The sequence below is a fragment of the Thalassolituus sp. UBA6592 genome (assembly GCF_002433655.1).
GTDB lineage: Bacteria > Pseudomonadota > Gammaproteobacteria > Pseudomonadales > Oceanobacteraceae > Venatoribacter.
Map to the genome: position 1 here is coordinate 1 of NZ_DJIO01000195.1, position 809 is coordinate 809.

Genomic DNA, 809 nt, shown 5'->3' on the forward strand with positions numbered 1-809 from the left:
GCCCAGAAATCAACCAGAACAGGCAGGTCAGAACCCAGTACGTCAGCATCAAAAGAGTCGTCAGTTACGGCAAGGATGTTATCGCTCATGTGTTTCCCCTGTGGAATAATTCATCAGTTACTGGTGGCATTGTAACCCGGCTTTGTCCGGAATCAATTACTGAATATTCCACTCGGGTATCAGAATCCCGCCAGCAACTTGCCTAAACTGTCTGACAGCTGCGGTTTTACTGACCTGACGCCTGTATTGATGGCCCCTTGGCTGGTATTTTAGACAGTGGAACAGTACTTTCAGGAATCATATATGACGGACACCCAAGGAACCCCGGACGATCTCATCGCTGCCGTAGATCTGGGTTCTAACAGCTTCCATATGGTTATTGCCCAGGAATTTCAGGGCGAAATCCGCACCATCGAGAAACGTGGCCAGAAGGTACAGCTTGGCGCCGGCCTTGATTCCGCAGGTATCCTGTCTGAAGAAGCTCAGCAGCGCGGTATCGACTGCCTGCGCGAATTCGGCCAGCGCCTGCAGGGCATGGATGGCAGCCGCATCTCTGTGCTGGCCACCAACGCTCTGCGTGCTGCGCGCAACCGTAAAGAGTTCATCAGCCGTGCTGAAGAAGTACTGGGCTACCCCATCGAAGTCATCGCCGGACGCGAAGAAGCGCGTCTGATCTACCTCGGCGTGTCGCACACGCTGGCCGATGATGCCGGCAAGCGTCTGGTCGTCGATATCGGTGGCGGCAGTACCGAATTCATCATCGGTGAGCGCTTTGAACCGCTGGCACTGGAAAGCCTGCACATGGGCTG

Annotated in this window: 1 protein-coding gene and 1 pseudogene; both read left to right on the top strand. The window is 54.8% G+C overall.

What is annotated here, in order from left to right; all coding sequences use genetic code 11:
• A partial coding sequence (locus tag B2Z72_RS19220; protein ID WP_297005641.1) for a hypothetical protein occupies positions 1 to 206 on the top strand: 206 nt, incomplete at its 5' end.
• Positions 207 to 303: 97 nt separating this feature from the next.
• Positions 304 to 809 (top strand): annotated as a pseudogene (locus B2Z72_RS19225) (exopolyphosphatase); the annotation flags it as partial.